Origin of the sequence: Kribbella deserti, assembly GCF_042434725.1 — a bacterium.
Lineage (GTDB): Bacteria > Actinomycetota > Actinomycetes > Propionibacteriales > Kribbellaceae > Kribbella > Kribbella deserti.
The window spans coordinates 78,835-95,594 of the sequence record NZ_JBHLTC010000012.1; the positions used below are offsets into that span (position 1 = coordinate 78,835).

15 protein-coding genes and 1 tRNA gene are annotated in these 16,760 nt (G+C 68.8%); 11 read left to right on the forward strand and 5 right to left on the reverse strand.

Annotated elements, in window-relative coordinates:
- The first annotated feature begins 92 nt into the window (after positions 1-92).
- From thrS to ACFFGN_RS10865, 4 genes are read left to right on the forward strand one after another with little or no spacing between them, the layout of a single operon-like run.
- The gene (thrS, locus tag ACFFGN_RS10850; protein WP_380046293.1) at positions 93-1,385 is read left to right on the forward strand and encodes a threonine--tRNA ligase; all 1,293 of its coding nucleotides are present in this window, start codon (positions 93-95) and stop codon (positions 1,383-1,385) included.
- Positions 1,386-1,402: 17 nt separating this feature from the next.
- On the forward strand, positions 1,403-2,212 hold the full coding sequence (locus tag ACFFGN_RS10855) for an arylamine N-acetyltransferase family protein (protein ID WP_380046067.1): 810 nt from the start codon (positions 1,403-1,405) through the stop codon (positions 2,210-2,212).
- 48 nt (positions 2,213-2,260) lie between these two features.
- Entirely contained in the window at positions 2,261-2,962 is a 702-nt protein-coding gene (locus ACFFGN_RS10860; RefSeq protein ID WP_380046069.1) for an ArsR/SmtB family transcription factor, read from the forward strand.
- A gap of 46 nt (positions 2,963-3,008) precedes the next feature.
- Entirely contained in the window at positions 3,009-3,227 is a 219-nt protein-coding gene (locus ACFFGN_RS10865) for a hypothetical protein (RefSeq protein ID WP_380046071.1), read from the forward strand.
- Between the two features lie 356 nt (positions 3,228-3,583).
- On the opposite strand, the gene ACFFGN_RS10870 is transcribed toward ACFFGN_RS10865, so the two are convergent.
- Entirely contained in the window at positions 3,584-4,258 is a 675-nt protein-coding gene (locus tag ACFFGN_RS10870; RefSeq protein ID WP_380046073.1) for a GAF and ANTAR domain-containing protein, read from the reverse strand.
- Between the two features lie 338 nt (positions 4,259-4,596).
- Between ACFFGN_RS10870 and ACFFGN_RS10875 the strand changes: the two genes are divergently transcribed.
- Complete coding sequence (locus ACFFGN_RS10875; protein ID WP_380046075.1) at positions 4,597-5,523, forward strand: phosphotransferase; 927 nt, start codon at positions 4,597-4,599, stop codon at positions 5,521-5,523.
- Here ACFFGN_RS10875 and ACFFGN_RS10880 read toward each other — a convergent pair.
- From ACFFGN_RS10880 to ACFFGN_RS10890, 3 genes are all read right to left on the reverse strand, one after another.
- Positions 5,518-6,177, reverse strand: a complete 660-nt coding sequence (locus tag ACFFGN_RS10880; RefSeq protein ID WP_380046077.1) for an anti-sigma factor family protein — start codon at positions 6,175-6,177, stop codon at positions 5,518-5,520. The genes ACFFGN_RS10875 and ACFFGN_RS10880 overlap by 6 nt on opposite strands.
- Positions 6,174-6,683: a sigma-70 family RNA polymerase sigma factor gene (locus ACFFGN_RS10885; protein WP_380046079.1), complete on the reverse strand. Its 510-nt coding sequence runs from the start codon at positions 6,681-6,683 to the stop codon at positions 6,174-6,176. Before ACFFGN_RS10885 ends, ACFFGN_RS10880 begins: the two co-directional genes overlap by 4 nt.
- Before the next feature lie 74 nt (positions 6,684-6,757).
- A complete protein-coding gene (locus tag ACFFGN_RS10890; protein ID WP_380046081.1) occupies positions 6,758-7,177 on the reverse strand; it encodes a DoxX family protein in 420 nt (139 codons plus the stop codon).
- A 469-nt stretch (positions 7,178-7,646) separates the two neighbouring features.
- Here ACFFGN_RS10890 and ACFFGN_RS10895 point away from each other — a divergent pair.
- A tRNA-Lys gene (locus ACFFGN_RS10895) sits at positions 7,647-7,719 on the forward strand.
- 155 nt (positions 7,720-7,874) lie between these two features.
- Entirely contained in the window at positions 7,875-8,075 is a 201-nt protein-coding gene (locus ACFFGN_RS10900; protein WP_380046083.1) for a hypothetical protein, read from the forward strand.
- Positions 8,076-8,120: 45 nt separating this feature from the next.
- On the opposite strand, the gene ACFFGN_RS10905 is transcribed toward ACFFGN_RS10900, so the two are convergent.
- Positions 8,121-10,736, reverse strand: a complete 2,616-nt coding sequence (locus tag ACFFGN_RS10905) for an L-tyrosine/L-tryptophan isonitrile synthase family protein (protein ID WP_380046085.1) — start codon at positions 10,734-10,736, stop codon at positions 8,121-8,123.
- A 69-nt stretch (positions 10,737-10,805) separates the two neighbouring features.
- On the opposite strand from ACFFGN_RS10905, the gene ACFFGN_RS10910 reads away from it, so the two are divergent.
- From ACFFGN_RS10910 to ACFFGN_RS10925, 4 genes are read left to right on the forward strand one after another with little or no spacing between them, the layout of a single operon-like run.
- Positions 10,806-11,636: an alpha/beta fold hydrolase gene (locus ACFFGN_RS10910; protein WP_380046087.1), complete on the forward strand. Its 831-nt coding sequence runs from the start codon at positions 10,806-10,808 to the stop codon at positions 11,634-11,636.
- A 2-nt stretch (positions 11,637-11,638) separates the two neighbouring features.
- On the forward strand, positions 11,639-13,321 hold the full coding sequence (locus ACFFGN_RS10915) for a fatty acyl-AMP ligase (protein ID WP_380046089.1): 1,683 nt from the start codon (positions 11,639-11,641) through the stop codon (positions 13,319-13,321).
- Entirely contained in the window at positions 13,318-15,096 is a 1,779-nt protein-coding gene (locus ACFFGN_RS10920; RefSeq protein WP_380046091.1) for an acyl-CoA dehydrogenase family protein, read from the forward strand. The genes ACFFGN_RS10915 and ACFFGN_RS10920 overlap by 4 nt, the downstream gene beginning before the upstream one ends.
- Positions 15,089-16,759, forward strand: a complete 1,671-nt coding sequence (locus tag ACFFGN_RS10925) for an acyl-CoA dehydrogenase family protein (protein WP_380046093.1) — start codon at positions 15,089-15,091, stop codon at positions 16,757-16,759. The genes ACFFGN_RS10920 and ACFFGN_RS10925 overlap by 8 nt, the downstream gene beginning before the upstream one ends.
- Position 16,760 lies beyond the last annotated feature (1 nt).

Genomic DNA, 16,760 nt, shown 5'->3' on the forward strand with positions numbered 1-16,760 from the left:
AATCAGCTGCAGCGGTGGCGGCGGCCGACTACCGTGGGGCCATGTCATTCGCAGCAGTCACGACGACGCCGAGGTCCGTCCCGGCGCGCTGACTGCTACCTGTCAATCGAAGCCCTGGGGCGAGTGCCCCGGGGTTTAAGCTTGTCCGGGTTCTCGCCTCGCACGCATCCAGGAGAGAACCCATGTACGACCACCGCAAGCTCGGCCGTGAGCTCGGCCTTTTCGACAGCGACCCGTTGATCGGCGCGGGTCTGCCGTTCTGGCTGCCCGCGGGCGCCGCCGTGAAGCAGGCGCTCGACGACTACATCCGCGAGGCCGAACGCCTCGCCGGCTACCAGCACGTGTCATCGCCAGTACTCGGTAAACGCGAGCTGTACGAGATCTCCGGCCACTGGTCCCACTATCGCGACGACATGTTCCCGCCGATGGCGCTCGGCAGCGAGGAGATGGTGCTTCGCCCGAGCCTGTGCCCGCATCACGCGCTGATCTTCCGCTCGCAGCCGCACAGCTATCGCGAACTGCCGTACCGGATGGCCGAAATCGGCAACATGTACCGCTCGGAGCTGTCCGGCGTGCTCGGCGGCCTCAACCGGGTCCGGGCCATCCAGCTGAACGACGCCCACGTCTTCTGCAGCCTCGACCAGGTCGCGGGCGAGGCCCGGGCCGCGCTGGACCTGATCGCGCAGGCCTATCAGGCGATGGGCATCGAGGCGGCTCGTTACCGGTTGTCCCTGCCGGGGCCGGGCGGCAAGTACGTCGGCGATCCTGCGATGTGGCAGCAGGCGACCGACATGCTCGTGGCCGCCCTTGGCGATCTCCCGTACGAGCGCGGGAAAGGCGAAGCCGCCTTCTACGGCCCGAAGATCGACGTGCAGATCGTGGATTCGGCCGGGCGGGAATCGACCCTCTCGACCGTACAGATCGACTTCCACCAACCGGAACGGTTCGACCTGCAGTACGTCGGCCCGGATGGCGGGAAGCACCGGCCGGTAATGGTGCATCGTTCGATCATCGGGAGCGCCGAACGGGCCATCGCGCAGCTCATCGAGGTCCATGGCGGCGCGTTCCCGCTGTGGCTGGCGCCGCTTCAGGTGGTGGTCCAGCCGATCTCCGAGGCGGAAGCCGGCAAGGCCGGGGAGTTCGCGCGGCTATGCCGGGTGGCCGGTCTGCGCGCGGAGGTCTCCTGGCCGGAGGCGGGCACCTTGGGCGCTCGCATTCGCGCCGCCCGCCTCGCGCCGTACCAGGCGATCATCGGCGGCCGGGAGGCCGAAGCGGGCCAGGTCGCGCCGCGGCGGCGGGACGGCGTACGGCTCGATCCGCTCGATTGGGACCAGGCCATCGCGCTTCTGCAGGACGAAGCCCGGCTTGACTTCAAGTTTTGTTGAACCTTCAGGCTTGAGTCATGACGAACTGGGAGATCGAGAAGGTCCAGCTGGACGCGTATCTCGCGCGGATCGGACATCCCCGGGTGCAGCCGTCGGCCGCGGCGCTCGGGTCGCTACATGCGGCCCACGTCGCGGCCATCCCGTTCGAGAACGTGGACGTCATCCTGCGGCAGCACCCCGGCATCACGCTCGACGCGATCGCGGCGAAGCTCATCGGCCGGCGGCGCGGCGGCTACTGCTACGAACACGGCCTGCTCTTCGCGGCCGCCCTCGAACAGCTCGGCTTCACCGTGCATCGCCGCCAGGCCCGGGTGCAGCCGCACAGGAACGGTCCGCGCACGCACATGATGTTGCACGTGGCGACCGAGGCAGGCGCCTACCTCGCAGATGTCGGTTTCGGCGCCGGCATGATGCACGCGATGCCGCTGACCGATGGCGCGATCGTGAATCAGGCCGGCTGGCCGCACCGCCTCGACCTCGAGGACACCCCGACCGGACCGGCGTGGACCCTGTCGAAGCAGACCCCGGACGGCTGGGAACCGCAGCACCGGCACGACCTGCAGCCGCAACGCCTCATCGACTACGAGGTGTCGCATCACTACGTGTCGAGCCACCCCGACTCGCCGTTCAGCCACAAGCTCGTGGTGATGCGGCTGGAGGAGGGCCTCAGCCGTCGTCTGATCGGGAACGAGCTCACGCACGAGTACGCCGATGGCCGCCGCAAGACCGAGACCGTACGCGCGACGGACCTGCCCGACGTACTGGCCTCGCTCGACGTCGAACTGACTTCGGCCGAGGCTCGCGCGATCTCCCAGTTGGAGGTCTGAGCCGTTCGTTCGGTCGCGGCCGAACTGTCGCGGCGGCAGGATGGACCCATGACCACCGTGACGGAAGGACGCGAGCTCGCCGCCTGGGCACGGATGCTCGCCGACGGTACGCGGGCGACGGTCTGCCTCGCGCTGCTGGACGGGCGCGCGTGGACCGCGACCGAACTGGCTCGCCTGACCAAGGTGTCGGCGCCAACCATCAGCGAGCACCTCAACCAGCTCATCGCGGGTGGACTGCTCACCGAGGTTCGGCAGGGCCGCCACCGCTACGTGAAGTTGGCCGGGCCGGAGGTGGCGCAGCTGCTGGAGGGACTTGCGGCGCTTCAACCACGGAAGGTCGAGGTGACGACCACCTTGTCCGCGGCAAGCCGTCGAGACGCCTTCGCCCGGGCCCGGACCTGCTATGACCACCTGGCCGGACGGCTCGGTGTGGCGCTTGCAGACGCTATGACCGACGCGGGGCTCGTGGACTGGACCGAGGGCGTCAAGCTCACGCCGGAGGGCGCGCGCAGTTTGGGCGACCTGGGCATCGACGTACCGGTCAAGCGGGGGCGGCCGCCACTGCGGCCATGTCTGGACGTGACCGAACGACGGCCCCACCTGGCCGGGCCGATCGCCTCTGCTTTGTGTGGACATGCACTGAGTGAGGCGTGGATCACGCCGATCCCCGGCGGACGGGCGGTTCGCCTGACAGACAAGGGAATCCGGGCCTTCGCGGACCACTGGAACGTGCGGTTGTCCGCGATCTGACACGCGGGATCGCGCGGATGTCGGTGCGACCGCCTACGGTTCGCCCATGGACAAGTTCGTTACTCCGGCGGAACCGGAGCTGATCCAACGACTGCCCCTGCCGAGCCATGTCACCGTGTTCGCGGGTGGCAAGTGGCGCCCCGCCTGGCTGATCGCGCGGGTGCACGACCCAGAGGGCTGGTTCGGCACGGTCCAGTTCGACGACGACGACGGTGCCGAGGTCACCGCCCAGCTGCCGGCCGACCAGATTGCCGCCGCCGCCTGACAACCAGTTGATTCGAGCCGTAAGACCGGCGGCGGTGCCCGAGCGGGGCACCGCCGCCGTTGGCGTACAAGGCCCGTCGGGGCGCCTGGCGACGGGACCGTCTTGTACACGGAGGACCCCGCTCCAAACCTTCGGGCGGTCGGTCTGGTGCGAGGTCCTCACGGCCTTACGACGCGTTTATCGCTCACGGGCACCGAAGCGTTACAGCCAGTTCACAAAAAAGTCTCAGTCAGCCTTCTAGACCCCGATTCAACCAGGTCCCCGAGCGGCTTTTCGCGCCGTCGTACCGCGGATTTCGGCCCGGCCGACGGCGTCCGGCACTCAGGGGACGCGGCGTACGGCGGAGGCAGCGGGGGTCAGCCGGGGAGGCGGCGAGTGGAGATGAGGCGCTGGGCGACCTCGCGGAGCTTGACGTTGTGCGCCTGGGAGTAGCGGCGAAGCACGTCGAACGACTGATCGGCGCTCAGCGCGAATCGCTCCATCAGCATGCCCTGAGCCTGGCCGATCTCCTTCCGCGCGTCGATCGCCTCCCAGAGCGTCTCCTCATTGCGCGCACTCGACAGCGCCACCGAGGCGTGATGGGCCAGCACATGAGCCACCGCCTCTTGCTCCGGGCCGAACCGGCTCGGCTTGGCGTCGTACAGCGTGAGGGCGCCGATCGTCGACCCCAACGTGTACAGCCGCACGCTCAACGCGCTGCGCAGGCCGTGCGCGGCGGCCAGGCGGCTCCAGGCGGGCCACTGGCCGTCGGCCTCGGTATCGTCGACGCGCACGCTCGCGCTCTGCTCGACCGCTACGGTCGCAGGCCCGTCACCGACCCGGACCTGGTACTGGTCGACGGCCGCGCTCTCCGGTCCACTGGCCGCCACGGCGCGCAGGCGGCCGCGATTGGCCAGCACGATGCCGGCCTGATCGCAGCCGATGGTCCTGGGCACGAAGTCGAGCACACGCTGAGCGGTCTGATCGACGTCCGGCTGGTCGTGCAGTTCAAGTGCCATCCGGGCGAGCTCAGCGGCGAAATCCTCGGTCACGCCACCGAAAGCCGCGAGGGCGGGATGGGAAGGCGATGCACAGAGCTGTCCTCAAGATGGCTGGGAATGGCGATATCCCGGGCATGCCCGGAGCGCCGGCTGACTTCCCAACCTGGTCAGAACCTTACAGGGTGCGACCGACATGAGGCGGCCCCGGCGCACTGTTCTGGACGCCGGGGCCTGGAACGCCCAGCCTCTCGAGCGACTGGGAGCCCCTAAACCGTCAAGTTCCCTCTGGATCGCTGTGCCATGCGACGACCTCACCCCGGTACCCCACCTCCCCGCAGGCAAACCTGTTGCCTCAGGCAACGGAATTCGAGTGCCACTAGGCTGGCGCGGTGACTGGACAGTGGGTGGACCCGGCGTGGCAGCGCGAGGCCCGGGCCTGGATCGAGCACCGCCTCGCGGCCACGGGCATCCCTCTGAGCGGCGAAATCACCCAGCCGCACGTGATGCCGTGGTCCACCGCGATGCGCGTCCCGACGCCGGATGGACCCCTCTGGTTCAAGGCGAACGGCCCTGGTACGGCGTACGAGCCCGGGCTGTTGCGCTCGCTCGCCGGATGGGCCGCCGAGTGGACCGTGCCGGTACTGGCCGTCGACGTGTCGCGGGCGTGGTCACTGCAGGCCGACGGTGGTGAACAACTTCGGACCAGGTTTGCCGTCGACCCCGATCCGGCGCACTGGGAGCGGGCCCTGGTACGGCACGCCGAGCTGCAGAAGGCCTCGCAAGCCCGGGTGGCGGAGTTGCTCGAACTGAGCCTGCCGGACGTACGCCCCTCGCTGATGCCGGCGCACTTCGACGAGCTGGCAACGGCCGACGGGCCTCTCCGGCTGCGCGCCGAGTACGTCCAGTGGTGCGCGGAACTCGCTGACTGCGGAATCGGCCCTGCCTTGCAGCACGACGATCTGCACGACAACAACGTGCTGATCGGAACGGACGGCGCCTACCGGTTCTTCGATTGGGGCGACGCCGGCGTGGCCTTCCCGTTCGGCGTACTGCTGGTGATGTTGCGCAGCGCGGCTCAGAGGTTCACCCGCGAGGAGCTGACCCGTTGCCGGGACGCCTACCTCGAGGTCTGGACCGACGGTCACGACCGGGCTGAACTTGTCGAGCTCAGCAGACTCGCGATCAAGGTGGCCAAAGTCGGTCGGGCGCTTGCCTGGCAACGAGTTCTGGCACCCCTTCCGGCGGCGGAACGCGGGCCCTTCGATGACCCCGTGGCGGGATGGATGGCCGAGCTGGCGGAACCCGACGTCCTATAGCGAGGCCTTCAGCAGGACGCGCCCGCTTTCGGTACTGCGAATGTCGAGCACACGGATCTCCCCGCGCGGCAGCTTGGTGGTAGCGGTGGGCGTCGCGATGCTGCCGGGGCTGGCGGACCACGTCGCGACTTGAGTCACCTCGCCCCGGGAATCCGTCACGAACAGGGCGTATCCCCTGGCCCTCGTACTGGAACTTGGGCTGCGGTCGTACATGCAGGTGGTCTGGATCGTCGTCCCCCAGGGTTCGTCGACTATCCGCACCTTGGCGTGCAGCTTGGTCGTGACGAGTTGCGCGAGGGATACGACTTGCCCGGGCTGTTCATGCGGCTGGCCGTCCCTGGGCATGAGGAGGCCCACGCTGGCGACTACCGCGGTCGCAACGGCCGCTGCCGCTGTAATGAGGGCCCGACGCTTCGTACGCCGTTCACGTCGCTCAGCCTCTCGGGCGAGCTTGGGCATGAGGTTGGGGGCTTGAGGCTCTAGGGCCCACTCCTGCGGCAGCACGGCCAGTACGCCAGGTACGCCGGCCAAGGTCGCTACCGATGCTGCACACTCGGGACAGCCCGCGAGGTGCTCCTCGAAGGCCCGGCGATCTCCAGGCGAGAGAGCACCCAGGAGGTAGGCCGCGTCGTACTCCCGGAACGGATCGCTCATTCCTTGGTCACCCCCCTCTCCTGCAGCGCCAACCGCAGTGCGCGCAACCCGTAATGCAGGCGCGATTTCACCGTACCCGGCGGAATGTCGAGTTCCTCGGCGATGTCGGTAACCGTGCGCCGGCCGTAATACGCCCGCACGATCACCTGCCGATGGTCGTCCGACAACTGCGCCAGCGAATCCGAGACCAGCCAGGCATCGAGTACGGCGGTGGCGTGATCCGTGCTCGCCCGTTCGGGTAGTTCGTCGCTGCTGAACTCCCGGTTCATCCGGGCGCTGCGCCGATCGTCGATGACCAGGTTGCGGGCCACCGTGAACAACCAGGCCCGGGCCGCGGCCTGGTCCTGCTGGAGGATGTGCGGGCGCCGCCACGCCCGCAACAACGTCTCCTGTACGACGTCCTCGGCAAAGCCGTCATCACCGGTCAGCCGAACGACAAAGCGCCACAGCGACGGCGCGTGCACATCGTGCAACGCGCGCAGCAGTGCCGCCCGGTCGTCGACCATCGGCTCCTCTTCTTCTTCAGCGGTGGCGGGGTTGAGGCCTTTAGGGCTCTCAGGCCTTTAGCGTGCTTGCCGGGTCAGGCGGTGGCGCGTTGGCGCTCGCGTTCGGTTCGCTTGAGGCCGTCCTCGATCGCCCAGGTGCCGGCGCCGAGGAACGCGATCAGCAGGAACGCGAACGCGAACAGCGCCGCCTTCTCACCACCGTTCTCGATCGGGAACAGGCCGTCCGGCTGGTGCACGATGAAGTAGGCGTAGGCCATCGAACCAGAACACAGCAGCGCCGCCACCCGGGTCCCGAGACCGATCATCACCGCGAACCCGCCGACCAGCTGGATCACCGCGGCCCACCACCCCGGCCACGCGAACGCCTCCACCTGCCTGCCCTCCGCCCCGAGCACCCCGAACAACGAGGACAACCCGTGGGTGGCGAACAAGAACCCGATGACGATCCGGAATATGGCCAGCACTTCATCTTGCCAACGCTCGAGCACGGACATGGTTTCTCCTCCATTGGACGGGAACGGGAGTTCCACACCACCGCCCATTGGGCTTGGACGGCGATGCCCTCACATCCGCTGAACGGAACAGCCTGGCATTCGGTTCAACCAACCGTGACCTTTTCGATACCCATAGCAACGTCCCCATTGAACGGTCAACCACCCACCCTGTGACCAACGCACCTCCCCATCCCCTTGCCCCCACCAACCTCCACCCACTATTCGCACCGCCGGCCCCGCCATCTCTGCGAGCCTCCGTGAACACCACCAACCCCACTCCCACCGGGCGCCATCCGCCCCGGCCTGCGAACCTCCCCCGACACATCCCACGGCGGCCGTTCGCCGGGTCGTGCGCCGGGTCGTGCGCCGGGTCGTGTGGGACCATCGGGACACCGACCCGCAACCGGCACCCTGACGCGCGCGATCACCCCTCGACCTGACACACTGTTCCTCGCGGCCTCCGGGCTGCGGGCCTCTAGCTCAATTGGCAGAGCAGCGGACTTTTAATCCGCGGGTTGTGGGTTCGAGTCCCACGGGGCCCACATATCCCCAGGTCACGCCACTGGTCTGGGCTGCTTCGTTGATCCAGAGCGTGAGCTCGGCGCGTAGCCCGGCGTGGACAGGGACTTCGCGGTAGCGCTCGCCTTTGCCTGCCTGCCCACAAGGTGATGAGTCCTTTGCGGGCGGACAGGGCGATGTGGTCGAGGTTGCGAGCGACGACTTCGCCGAGACGCAGCCCGGCGTAGAACGGGATGAGGGCCAGGATCCGGTCGCGGGGGTTGACCCAGCGTTCGACGGTCCGCAGCCAGCGGGTGATGTCGCGGTCGGACAGTGCCCGGGGCGCGGCCTGGGGCAGGTCGAGGCGGCGTACGTCGAGGGCGCCGGGGCCGAGGCGTAGGTAGCGGTCGCCGATCGCGGCGAGGGGCAGTGGTGTGAACGGTCTTCAATGTCGGCGTAGGCGTATCCGGTCCTGAAACTTTGGGATCAAGCGGTTAGGGCCGGGGAGGTCGAGCGGCTCGGTCATGGTGATCGGTGCCATGAACCATGGCTGGTCGTCGCCGAGTAGCGGCGAGTAGACCGGCACGAATCCTTGGTCGCGCAGGTGGACCACGAAGTCGGTCGAGATATGTCCACGGGGGTCGACAGCGGCTGTGCCCTGCCAGGGCGGTACCGCAGAGCCGCCGAGCCCGGCGAATCCGCACCGCTCTGGCACCGAGGTGCTCAGCGTGAGCCGGACGCGTGGCCAGAACATCCGGTCGTACCCCAGGTCGTGATCGGCGCGGGTGACCGCGACATACCGCAGTGCGGCGTCCCAGGCGGCTCGCAGGACCACTCGGCGGGCTTGCGCCACCTCTGGCGGCACGGCGCTGCCGACGTTGTAGATGTCCGCGTAGATGAGGGCGTCCCAGTCGCCGGTTCCGGTGCCGGTGGGCGTTGGCACCGAGTGGACCAGCGATCGGAAGATCTCCGGTAGGGCGAGTCCCGGCGGATGCGGTCCGGCCGGATCGAGGTCGTACGACTGCGCGAGCGCTCCGGCGGGGTCTGCGGTGACGTCGAGGTCACGGTAGGCATCGGCCAGTTTGGTGTGGTGTGCGGCGAGAATTTCGGGCCGGGACCGGACGGCATCGCGGCCGAGCTGCTCGGCCGCGGCCTCGTCGATGTCTCGCAGCTCGATCTCCTTGGCCCCGACGAGGTCGACGTAGTCGGCGACCTTTCGCAGATACTCGGCGGTGACCGTGCGGGATCGGAGCCGGAAGTGGTTGCCGTCGGTGAGGACGGTGATCCGGAGTCCGGGCGGGTAGACGGCTGCCACCGCCGCGGCGAGTTCGCGGAGCCGCACGAGCAGGCCGAGTTCGGCGAGGTCGGGCAGGGTGCCGAGAGCCTTGAGGCGGCTGTCTGCTTGCTTGATGGGAAAGGCGGGGAGCACCATCTGGATCGGCTCACCGCGTTCGATGTACGGCAGCATGTCCCGCGCGGCGACCTCCGGTGGGTACGCGGCCCGCGTGCCGCGGCGGAACTGCTTGCGGGTCAGGATGTGGTGGACGAGCCGTAGCGCCGGGGCGTCCGGCAGCTGTCGCCGGGTGCGTTCAGCGGTCTCCGCCGCGATGGCCAGCGCGCTGGTCAGCAGGCGCTCCACCAGCGCGGTGGACGCGGCATGGTCGAGGCGGACGCCGTGCTCGGCGAGGAGGGGCCGGGCTCTCAGCTCGCCGAGCGGTAGCTCCGCGATCGACGTGGCGTGGGACAGGGCCGGTGAATGCGTAGGGTGTGGTATCCGTTCGAACGTCTGGATCGTGTCCATGCGTTCCAGGTCGCTGCCAGGTACGTATCCCAGTGGGGCGACCGCGACGAGGTGCGCCTGTGGCAGCGCCTCTGCCAGTGCCTGGAGGTTGTCGGCGAGGTCGTCAAAGACGGCCACGACGTCCAGGTCGGACACCTTGGCGGCGTGTAAGGCCTTCAGCTCGGCCACTGGCCGGGTGCGGTCGTCGGGCATCATCAGCAACCTTGGCCGCAGCAGGCCGCCACGGGCCAGCGCCGCCTCAGTCTGCGCTCGGACGCGTTCGCGCCGGCCAGTGTTGTAGACCACCGCGCCACCACGGTTTTCCACGTCGCGAACGAACCGCACCACACCTTCGGCCAGGTCGTCCCAGGTCAGGTTCGACCAGGGTCGATGGAATGCCTGGAAGAACTGCTCTCGCAGCGTGTCGAAGTCGACCGCCGGATACGCCTGCCGTAGCCCGTTCAGGTCGAGGAACCGCGCCCAGTCGGGTGGATGGGGGTTGGGCAGGAGAGTCAGCAGTTCCGGATGGGCGAACTCGGGGATGCCGTGGGGTGCCCCAGGCCGGACGCCGCAGACCTGTCGAGCCGCGTGCCGGATGCGGCGCCGTGGGTCCAGGACGACGAAATCGAGGTCCAGCATCACCGCCGGTCGCGGCAGCGTTGGATCCGATCTGCGCCGCCGAGCCTTTTTCTCGACGCTGTCGAGAACCTGCCGTAGGACGTTGTCCTGTGCCGGTGAGACCGAGTGGATCTGATCGGCGAGTGGGTGGTCGCCGCGCAGGAGGCTGGCCGTGGCGAGGCGCAGAAAGCGCAGCTCGGCCCGGGCGAGCCGCCATACGTCGAGGTGCGAATCGCCGGTGGCGGCCGGCGAACCTGCGACGAGATCCAAACAGGTGGCGAGTCGGCGGGCCGCTTCGTCCACGTCTCTCGCGGTCCGGTTGGTGAACACGACTCGCCCGGTCGCACGGCCTCGGCGGGAGACTTCCACCGCGACGCTCCGTGGGTCGGTTTCGAGGACCACGCCGTGCCGATCGAGTGCCACCCGGAAGGCGGTCACCAAGGGCCGCACCACGCACTCGGCCAGTCGCGGACTGGCCACACCGACAAAGGTGTCAAGAGGCACCGTCACGGTGCCTTCCGGATAGGACGGATGGGCCGGCCATGGCCCGTTCGGGCCGGCGACCGCCGCGTACAAGCGCAACAGGGGGTCGCCCGACACCGCGGCACGCAGTTCACCGTCAAGGTCCAGCACAGGCGCATTAAAGCCGCCGAGAGGTGTCATGCCGGCACCATTTCGGCTGCCATCGAATAGTGATGGTGAAAAGGTCCAATGGAACCGGTGGGTGGTTAGATGTCGCCGGTGTACACGGGATGTGCTGAAACAGAAGGCGCGAAGCTTTACTACGAGACACACGGTGACGGCCCGGACCTGCTATTGATCGCCGGCGCCGGTGGCACCGCCGCGAGCTTCGCCGCGATTGTCCCCGCGTTGGCCGAGGAGTTCCGGGTGATCACCTACGACCGGCGCGGGCTCAACCGCAGCACCGGTCAGGGCTCGCGCGACGGTGGGTTGGAGCAGCAGGCCGCGGATGTGTCGGCGGTGCTGGAAGCGGCCGGAGCTGACCGCCCGGTCGTCTTCGGCACCTGCGGTGGTGCCTCGATCGCGTTCGAGTTCTGCGCCCGCTATCCGGATCGGGTGGAAGCGCTGCTCGCCCACGAGCCGATCACCGTGCGGGTGCTGGACGACGCAGCCGAGCAGCTCGCCTTCTTCCAGGACATGTGTGAGCTCAACCGTGCCGATGGTCCGGTCGCCGCGATGCGCGCCTGGATGGAGTACATGGGCCGCGACTTCGCCCTGAAGATCCGGCCCACGTTCCTGGAACGCACGCAGGCCGACGGCGACTTCGTCTTCCGGCACGACCTGATGGCGATGGTCTCGTATCTTCCGGACTTCGATGCCCTGCGGACCCGGGTGCGGATCAGGCTCGCCCTCGGCGATGGCAGCCGAGCGGGTGGGTACAACTACGCCCGGACGGTCCCGCCGCTGGCCCAGCTGCTTGACTGCGAGGTCGCGAGCATCCCTGGGCACCATACCTCCTACATCTACCGCCCGGAGATCTTCGGTCCGGCGCTGGCGGCGCAGGCGCGTGCAATGACCACGCGGCTCTCCCCGGAAAGGTGACGATGCATCCAGACCTGGTGACCGCCGTCCGGCACAGTGTCGCGAAGTACGGCGACGAGCGCTGGCTGGCCTACGTCCGGCCAGTGGACGGCGAACTGGTCGAGGAGCGGCTCTCGTTCGCCGGTCTCGACGCACGGGCCCGCGCCATCGCGGTCTGGCTGGCCGACAACTCCTCGCCAGGCCAGACCGCGCTGCTGATCTATCCGGCCGGCCTGGACTTCGTCGCCGCTTTCCTTGGCTGCCTCTACGCCGGGGTGATCGCGGTGCCCTCGTCGTTGCCGTCCGAAGACCCGCGCGGACTGGACCGGTGTCGCGCCATCGTCCGGGATGCCGATGTGAGCCTGGTCCTCACGGATACCGCCACGCGGGAGGTGCTGATCCGGGAATTGGCGGGACTCGACCTGCCGCCGATCACCTGTGTGGCCACCGACCCGATGGCCGCTTCGGAGAGTGCGCGCTGGTCCGCTCCACGCATCGGCCCCGACACCATCGCGTTCCTGCAGTACACCTCGGGATCGACCAGCGAACCCAAGGGCGTCGTACTGCGGCACGCGAGCCTGGTCCACAACGAACACGCGATCTGGACGCACCTGGGTCGGCCACGAAACGGTACGATCGTTGGCTGGCTGCCGCACTACCACGACATGGGATTGATCGGCATGCTGCTCCAGCCGCTGTATGCCGGAATGAACGTCGCTTTCACCGCACCCGCCACCTTCGCCAAGCGACCGGTCACCTGGCTGGAAATGATCAGCCGCTATCGCGCCGACATCATCGTGGCGCCCAACTTCGGGTACGACTGGTGTGTACGAAAGGTTACCGAGACCCAGCTCGCCGGTCTCGACCTCAATTCGGTGCGGGTCGCCATGAACGGTGCGGAGCCGGTCCGTCCGGGGACCATCCGCCGGGTGTCCGAGCGGCTCGGTCCGCTGGGATTCCAGCCGGAGGCATGGATGCCCGTCTACGGTATGGCTGAGGCGACGCTCATCGTGACCGGGGCCGACCGGGATCGCGGGGCGGTGATCCGGGCCTTCGACGCCGAGGCCCTGCGAAAGGGCTACGCCGTCCCGGTCGCCGATGGGACGGAGTTGGTCGCTTGTGGCGGGGCTCTCGACGCCGACCTACGGATCGTCGATCCGCAGACGCTGGCTGAGCTGCCCACCTCGCAGGTCGGCGAGATCTGGCTGCGCAGTGGGAGTGTGGCCTCCGGCTATTGGCGGCAGGAGTCGAATGCGGTGTTCGAGGCCCGCAGCGCGACTGGCGACGGTCCGTTTCTTCGCACCGGCGACCTCGGCTTCCTAATGGATGGCCACCTGTTCTGCACTGGGCGCCTCAAGGACCTCATCATCCTCAATGGACGAAACATCTATCCGGAGGATTTGGAGGACGTCACCCGCGCGGACCCCGCGCTCGGCGTCTGTGCAGCCTTCGCTCGCGATGAGGACGACCGGCAACTGGTGCTCGTCCAAGAGGTGCGCGAGCCCGCGACCGTCGCTCTGCCAGCCCTCGCCGCGCGGATCCAGGCGGCGGTCGCTCACTCGGCCGGTGTGCCGGCGCCCACCGTCGTGCTCGTCGACCGGGGTTCTGTCGCGCGGACGACGAGCGGGAAGATCCGTCGGGGTCACATGCGGGACCTGTACCTCGGTGGCCTGCTCAATCCGCTTCACACGTTGCCGGGCGCATGACCCCCGCTGTGTCGTACGACCCGTTCGGCCCGGCCCGGGACCTGGACCGGTACCTGGGTGACCCGTCCGATCCGGCCGTCGCGTTCTCCTACGCGAACTCGCTGGCACTCGACGAGCGGGAGGAGTTTCCCGAGGCGAGCTGCGCGGCTCTGACCTCGTGGGGGCTGAACGAGTACTTCGTCCCGGCAGAGCACGGTGGGCGGCTGCACTCCTACGAGCAGCTCCTGCACTTGATCCGCCTCGTCGCGCGACGCGACATGACGGTGGCGGTCGGATACGGCAAGACGTTCCTCGGCGCGGTTTCGGCCTGGGTGGCGGGCACGCCGCGGCAGCGCGCGGACCTGGCCGCCCGGATTCTGGACGGCACGCAGCTCGCCTGGGCCCTGACCGAACGCGACCACGGCAGTGACCTGCTCGCCAGTGAGCTGGCCGCGGCACCGGCGGCCGGCGGTTTCCAGCTCACCGGCGAGAAATGGCTGATCAACAACGCTACCCGCGGCCGGCTCGTGGCTGTGCTGGCCCGTACCGACCCGGCGGGTGGCCCGCGTGGCTTCGGTGTGCTCCTGGTAGACAAGGACCAGCTCGAACCCGACACCTGGCGGTGCCTGCCGAAGGTGCGCACGCACGGTATCCGCGGGGCGGACATCAGCGGCATCGCGTTCACCGGCGCGCGGCTGCCCACAGCCGCCCATCTCGGGGCACCTGGTTCTGGCCTCGAGGTCGTGCTCAAGGGCCTGCAACTGACCCGGACGATGTGTGCCAGCCTCGCCCTAGGGGTCGGCGAGAACGCTCTGCGGATCGCCATTGCCTGGGCCTCTTCGCGGCGCCTGTACGGCCGCAGCCTGGCCGACCTACCGGCCGCGCGGCGGGTCCTGCTGGACGCCTACACCGACCATCTCTGCGCGGAGGCTGTAGCTGTCGTCAGCAGCCGCATGATCCACTGGCGACCAGAGGAGTTGAGCCTGGCCAGCGCAGCCGTCAAGTACCTCCTCCCGGTCCAGGCCGAGGCAAGCGTCGCCGCGCTCGGTCGTCTACTGGGTGCTCGCTCGATCTTCGCGGACGCGGACTTTCAGAAGGTTGCCCGGGACGCCCGCATCGTCTCGCTCTTCGACGGCAGCACAGTCGTCAACCTGCACGCCATTGTCACCCAGTTTCCCGTCTTGACGCGCGCCTACCGCCGGCAGCGGCCATGGTCGGAGTTGGATGCAGTTGCCGACGTGACCCGACCGGTGCCCCGCCACGACCCCGAGCGGCTCCGGCTGATCTGCCCGAACGGCCTTCACCTGCTCACATCCCTGGCCGACGCGTCCCGTGCTCTCGCCGACCTGGCCGTGCGGCGGCCAGGTCTGGTCGGTGTTGCCGCACTCGCCGGCGAGCTCGTTCAGCGGACCGACCGCCTCCACGACACCATCGCGGGTCTGCCGCCGGCCAGGGGTGGGGCGCCTGTTGCGCACCTGGAGGCGGCCCGCCGCCTCACGCTCTGCTACGCCGGCGCGGCGGCGGTCGCCCTCTGGCTCGCCAACCACAGTGGCGGCACCGGCACCCAACAGGTCTGGTACGACGGCCACTGGCTCACCGCGGTCCTCAGCCGGATCCTGGTCGCTCTCGGCGAGTCGGTACCCACCCAGCCCGAGGCCGACCAGGCGCTGTGGGAACTGCTGACGGCGCAAGCGGACGACGGTCGGCTCTTCTCCGTGTTCGATGTCAACCTGACGCCTGACGGTCGCGCACCGGCCGGTGCGGACCGCATGCCTGCCGGTGGGCTTGATGGCTGACGATCTCGAGTCGCTCCTCGGCGACGCCCGCGACACCGCCAACCCGGTCGGCACGTGCCAGGTCCTGCGCGCCGACGAGCGGGGCGAGCTGCTCGCGGCGGGCGAAGAGCTGCTGACCCGCTCGGGCTTCAACGCCGAGTTCGTGCCTGCCCGTCTCGGCGGGCGGCTGACAACCGCGGACCGCTTGGTGCGGGCCGTCCGGCCGGTGTTCCGGCGGGACACCAGCCTGGGACTCGGGTACGGGATCACCTCACTGATGGCTGCCGTCAATGTCTGGTGCGCCGGCACGCCGGCCCAGCAGAGGCACGTCGGCGGCCTGCTGATGTCCGGCGAGCGTCTGTCCGTGGCGTACCACGAGCTGGAGCATGGCAATGACTTCAGCCGCAACGAATTCGTCGCCAGGCCAGACGCCGGCCAGCTCCGACTCACCGGCGTGAAACAGGTGATCAACAACATCTCGCGGGCAGCGGCGTTCGTCCTTTTCGCGCGCACTGGTGAAGGTGGGGGTCCTCGCGCGTACTCCCTCCTGCTCATCGAGCGGGACCAGGTCGACGGCTCCGGGCTGGCTTATCTGCCACGCACCCGGACAAGCGGCGTACGCGGAGTCCAGCTTGGCGGTGTGCGCGCCGTAGACCATCCGGTGCCGGCCACCACGCTGCTCGGTGCGGCCGGCGGCGGCGTAGAAACCGCCCTTCGATCGTTTCAGGTCACCCGTGCCGTCCTCCCCGGTCTCGCCGTTGGATCGGTGGACACGGCTCTGCGTACTGTCCTGCGCTTCGCGGCGTCACGACACCTCTACGGCGGTACCGTCCTCGACCTGCCACACGCGCGACAGGTCATCGCCGGCGCCTTCACCGACCTGCTGATCGTCGATGCGCTCGCCGCAGCCGCATGCCGTGGCCTCCATGTGCTCCCGGCACAGTCGTCCGTCCACTCCGCCGCCGCGAAGTACCTCAGTGCCCACCTGCTCACCAAGGCGATGGACGACCTCGCGGTCGTGCTCGGCGCCCGTTACTACCTGAGGCAAGGCGACCACGCCATTTTCGGCAAGCACCTGCGTGACCTCCCGGTGGTCAGCATCGGCCACGCCAGCGAGGCGACCTGCCTGCTCACAATCGTCCCGCAGCTGCCCGCGCTCGGCCGGCACGCGTGGCAGGATCCGGCACCGCCGCCACCGTCGCTCTTCGACACCGCACAAACCTTGCCTCCGCTCGATCTCGGCCGCCTCGCCCTCAGCGCCGGCGGACGCGACGACCTGGCCGGGCTACTGGTCGCGGGGCAGACCCAGGACAACCAACTCGACGGCGATCTCGGCAGCCTTCGCGTCCAGCTGCATACCCTCGCGACGGACTCGGCGGCCATCCCCCCGCCAGAGCGGGGCCCGCTGGCCGGTCCGCAGACCTTCGCCCTGGCCAGGCGGTACACCCTGCTTTTGGCCGCGGCAGCTGGGCTCGGCTTCTGGCAGACCGCTCAGACCCGGGGGAATCCGTTCGCCGGCGACCCGCGGTGGCTCGCCGCCGTGCTGACGCGGCTCCGTGGGCACCTTGGCGGCCACACTGAAGCCCTGCCCACCGACGTCACCGACTGGCTGCTTCGCGAGCTGATCCGCCGGGAACGGGATGGCATTTCCTTTGACCTGAACGAAACGACCGTGCTCACCTGAC